The following is a 3,919-nucleotide window of genomic DNA, read 5'->3' as shown; positions in this document are numbered from 1 at the left end:
CACCCGGAATTTCTGCCGTGGTATTTACGCCAGACTGTACGAGGACGAAGCGACCCAATTCATGTCTGCCACATCGCTGATCATCGGCCTGACCGGTAACATTGCCACCGGCAAGAGCACCGTCCTGGAATACCTGGCCGCCAAGGGCGCGTACGTGATCGATGCGGACAAACTGGCCCACAAGGTCATGGAACCCGGCGGGCCGGCCTATGAGCCCATCCTCCAGACCTTTGGCCGTCACATCCTGGCCGAGGACGGCACCATCAATCGCCAGGCCCTGGCCGAGATCGTCTTTGCCGACCCGGCGGCCCTGGGCCGTCTGGAACAGATCGTGCACCCGGCCGTCTACCAGCTCACCCGGCAAAAGATCGAACAGGTTCCCCACGAAATCGTCATATTGGAAGCCGTCAAACTGCTGGAAGCCGGATCCATGGCTACCCTGTGTGATGAGATCTGGGTAGTCACATCCAGCGAGGAGGCGCAGCTGCGGCGCCTGCGGGAGAAGCGGGGCATGGACGAGGTCCACGCCCGGCAGCGCATGCGGATGCAGTCTCCCCAGGCGGCCAAGGTTAACCAGGCGGACCGGGTGATCCACAACGACGGCACCCTGGAGGAACTGTACGCCCAATTGGACGCCCTCTGGCAGGATCTGCACCGGCGCTACGCCGGACGGCTGGGCAAAGCGGAAGCGTGAATGCACTCATGAATGGATTGAAACATTTCTGGAACCGTCACCCTGTGCTTTCCAACTGGCTGATCCTGGCAGTTGGCATGGTCCTGATCCTCTACTTCAGCGCCCGGCATGTGGGTTTCCTGCCCGGGCAATGGGCAGCTCTGGTGGCGGCCACGGTGGTATTGGCCGGGCTTTGCGCCTGGATTATCAGCTGGGAATAGGGTGTTGCCCCTCCTGCGGGGCACACACCCTGGGAAGAGGTGTCGAGGACTATGAGCAAACGTGATTACTACGAAGTCCTGGGGGTGGACCGGACGGCCGACAAGGACACCCTGAAGCGAGCCTTTCGCAAGCTCGCCCAAAAATACCATCCCGACGTGAACAAGTCGCCGGAAGCCGAGGCTATGTTCAAGGAGATCAACGAGGCCTACCAGGTGCTGAGCGACGATCAGAAGCGGGCCATTTACGATCGTTTTGGCCATGATGGGCTGCAGGGCTCGCCCGGCTTCAACGATTTCAGCGGCGGCTTCGGCGACCTGGGCAGCATCTTCGAAGAAATCTTCGGCTCCATGGGTATGGGCATGGGAGGCGGCCGCCGCGCCCGCAACCAGCCTCGCCGCGGCGCAGACCTGCGGGTGGACATCCGACTGAGCTTTGAAGAGGCCGTCTTTGGCACCGAACGGGAAATCGAGATCCCCCGCACCGAAACCTGTGACCACTGCGGCGGCACCGGCGCCGAGCCCCCCACTTCGCCCGTGACCTGCGCCACCTGTGGCGGCAGCGGTGAGGTACGACGGCGCCAGCAGAGCCCCCTCTTCGGCACCGTCATCACGGCCACCACCTGCCCCAGTTGTGGCGGCAGTGGCGAGGTGATCCCGTCGCCCTGCACCAAGTGCCACGGCAGCAAGCGGGTGCGGGTCTCCCGCAAGCTGAACGTGAAGATCCCGGCCGGCGTGGACGACGGCACCCGGATTCGCCTGGTGGGCGAGGGGGAAGCCGGCCAGCTGGGCGGGCCTCCCGGCAACCTCTACGTGGTTGTGTCCGTAGAGCCCCACAAGATTTTCGTGCGCCAGGACTCGGACATCCACCTGGAGTTGCCCATCAACGTGGCCCAGGCTGCCCTGGGCGCCACGGTGAAGGTGCCCACCCTGGAAGGGGATACCGTGGAGCTGGAGATCCCGCCCGGTACCCAGACTGGCCGCACCTTCCGCAAGCGGGGCCTGGGGGTGCCCCACCTCCAGCGGAGTGGCCGCGGGGATATGATCATCACCGTCCGGGTGGTGGTGCCCACCAACCTGACCAACGAACAGAAAGAGCTGTTCCGCGCCCTGGCCAAAACCTTTGATGACCAGACCACGGAACAGCACAAAGGGTTCTTTGACCGCATCTTCGGCAGCGATTAACCGGACGGGGATGCCTGCATCGCTTGCAGGCCCTCTGCCACCGAACCAGGGCAACTGGCACCATGGAGCAAGAGGACACACTGATCGAGATTGCGGTCTCGGTGGATTCAGAAGCGGCCGAGGCGGTGAGCGAGCTCTTTAACCGCTACAACGGCGGGAGCTACGCCGCAGACAGCGCCGAGGGGGAGGCCAGCGGCGGCGGCGCAGTCATCGAGGCCACCGGCTTCGACGATTTCGGCCAGCCCATCGCAGGCCAGTTCCGCCTCACGGTGAAGACCTACATCAAACCGGGACGGCGCGGGGCCCAAATCCGGCGCCAGATCGAAGAGGGGCTGTGGCACCTGAGCCAGATTTACCCCATCCCCGAACCTCAAATCCGCACCCTGCGCCAGGAAGATTGGGCTCACGCCTGGAAGAAATTTTACAAGCCCCTGCGGGTGGGCCGACGCCTGGTCCTCAAGCCCAGTTGGGAAGCGTTCCAGCCCCAGCCGGATGACCTGGTCATTGAGCTGGAGCCGGGCATGGCCTTCGGCACCGGGCTCCACCCCACCACCCGCCTTTGCCTGGCCGCGCTGGAGGAGCATATCCAGCCCGGCGATGCGGTGCTGGACGTGGGCACCGGCAGCGGCGTCCTTGCCATCGCCGCCGCCCGGCTGGGCGCCCGTTTCATTGTGGCCACCGACATCGATCCCCTGGCCATCCAGGCCACCCGGGAAAACCTGACCCGCAACGGCCTGGACGGGCTCCCTGACCTGGAAGTCGACGTGCGCCAGGGAAGCGTGCCGGACGGCCTGACAGGCCGCTTCCAGGTGGTGGTGGCCAACATCCTGGCCGAAGTTCTGGTGGGCCTGCTGGACGGCACCTACGGCAACGTCCCCCTGGCCGTCCCCCTGGCCACCGGCGGCCACCTCATCCTCTCTGGCATCCTGGCGGAAAAGGACGCCATGGTCCTCCAGGCCGCCGCCCGCCACGGGCTCCAGCTCGTGGACCGCAAACAGGAGGAGGACTGGGTGGCCCTGGTGGTGCAAAAGGCCACCTGACCGCGCCGCCATGGCCACCCTGCACCGCTTTTTCCTGCCCGATACTCCCCTGGAACCCGGCCAGCCGGTGGATCTGACCCCCATTGCCCATCAGTTGAGTCGGGTGCTGCGGGCTCGACCCGGCACCCGCATCGTGTTGTTGGATGGCCGGGGTCAGGAGTTCCTGACGGAAGTCCGCCGGCTGGACCCAGGCGAAGCCCGCGGCCAGATCCTGGAGGTGGGCCCGGCGGCCGGGGAGCCCAGGCGCCCGGTCATCCTCTACCAGTGTACTCTGAAGGCCGACAAGTTCGAGTGGATCCTGCAGAAAGGGGTGGAGCTGGGAGTCACCCGCTTTGTACCGGTCATTGCCCGGCGTAGCGTGGTGCGCCCGGCCGCCGCCGTGCTGAAGAAATATCCCCGTTGGCAGCGCATCATCCAGGAGGCGGCAGAGCAGAGCGGCCGGGGATGCCTGCCAGAGCTGGCCGCCCCCCTCAGCTGGGAGGAGGCCGTCCGCACGGGGGAGGGGCTCCGGCTGCTGCCCTGGGAAGACGCAACCGGACATCCAGGCCTGCTGGCGACTTTGCAGAGGTCCGGGCAGGCACCCCCCCCGGCCATCAGCCTGCTGGTCGGCCCGGAAGGCGGCCTGACGCCGGAAGAAGTGGCCCTGGCTCGGTCGGCAGGCTGGCAGGTGATCTCCCTGGGCACCCGGATCCTGCGGGCGGAGACCGCGGCCCTGGCTGCCGTGGCCGTGATCCAGGCCCACGGGGGTGAACTGGGCGGCTGAGTCCCGTCTGGCGTAAATACCACGGCAGAAATTCCGGGTG

5 protein-coding genes are annotated in these 3,919 nt (G+C 65.9%); all 5 read left to right on the top strand.

Translation table 11 applies throughout. The annotated features are described in order from the left end of the window. A partial coding sequence (gene coaE, locus FKZ61_RS23540; protein ID WP_211358713.1) for a dephospho-CoA kinase occupies positions 1-694 on the top strand: 694 nt, incomplete at its 5' end. 8 nt (positions 695-702) lie between these two features. Next, a complete protein-coding gene (locus FKZ61_RS23535) occupies positions 703-894 on the top strand; it encodes a hypothetical protein (RefSeq protein ID WP_141612608.1) in 192 nt (63 codons plus the stop codon). Between the two features lie 51 nt (positions 895-945). After that, positions 946-2,076 (top strand): molecular chaperone DnaJ, encoded by a 1,131-nt coding sequence (gene dnaJ, locus FKZ61_RS23530; RefSeq protein WP_141612607.1) that lies wholly within the window; start codon positions 946-948, stop codon positions 2,074-2,076. Between the two features lie 62 nt (positions 2,077-2,138). Further along, the gene (gene prmA / locus FKZ61_RS23525; RefSeq protein WP_141612606.1) at positions 2,139-3,116 is read left to right on the top strand and encodes a 50S ribosomal protein L11 methyltransferase; all 978 of its coding nucleotides are present in this window, start codon (positions 2,139-2,141) and stop codon (positions 3,114-3,116) included. Positions 3,117-3,126: 10 nt separating this feature from the next. Then, positions 3,127-3,879: a 16S rRNA (uracil(1498)-N(3))-methyltransferase gene (locus FKZ61_RS23520; RefSeq protein ID WP_141612605.1), complete on the top strand. Its 753-nt coding sequence runs from the start codon at positions 3,127-3,129 to the stop codon at positions 3,877-3,879. Positions 3,880-3,919 lie beyond the last annotated feature (40 nt).

Origin of the sequence: Litorilinea aerophila, from assembly GCF_006569185.2 — a bacterium.
Classification (GTDB): domain Bacteria; phylum Chloroflexota; class Anaerolineae; order Caldilineales; family Caldilineaceae; genus Litorilinea; species Litorilinea aerophila.
Note: the sequence above shows the minus strand (reverse complement) of the source record. Positions and strands in the feature narration are given on the sequence as shown.

What these genes read in the sequence shown, in the direction of transcription:
- FKZ61_RS23520 (WP_141612605.1), top strand. Translation starts at nt 3,127, where the DNA reads ATGGCCACCCTGCACCGCTTTTTCCTGCCCGATACTCCCCTGGAACCC.
- dnaJ (WP_141612607.1), top strand. Translation starts at nt 946, where the DNA reads ATGAGCAAACGTGATTACTACGAAGTCCTGGGGGTGGACCGGACGGCC.
- FKZ61_RS23535 (WP_141612608.1), top strand. Translation starts at nt 703, where the DNA reads ATGAATGGATTGAAACATTTCTGGAACCGTCACCCTGTGCTTTCCAAC.
- prmA (WP_141612606.1), top strand. Translation starts at nt 2,139, where the DNA reads ATGGAGCAAGAGGACACACTGATCGAGATTGCGGTCTCGGTGGATTCA.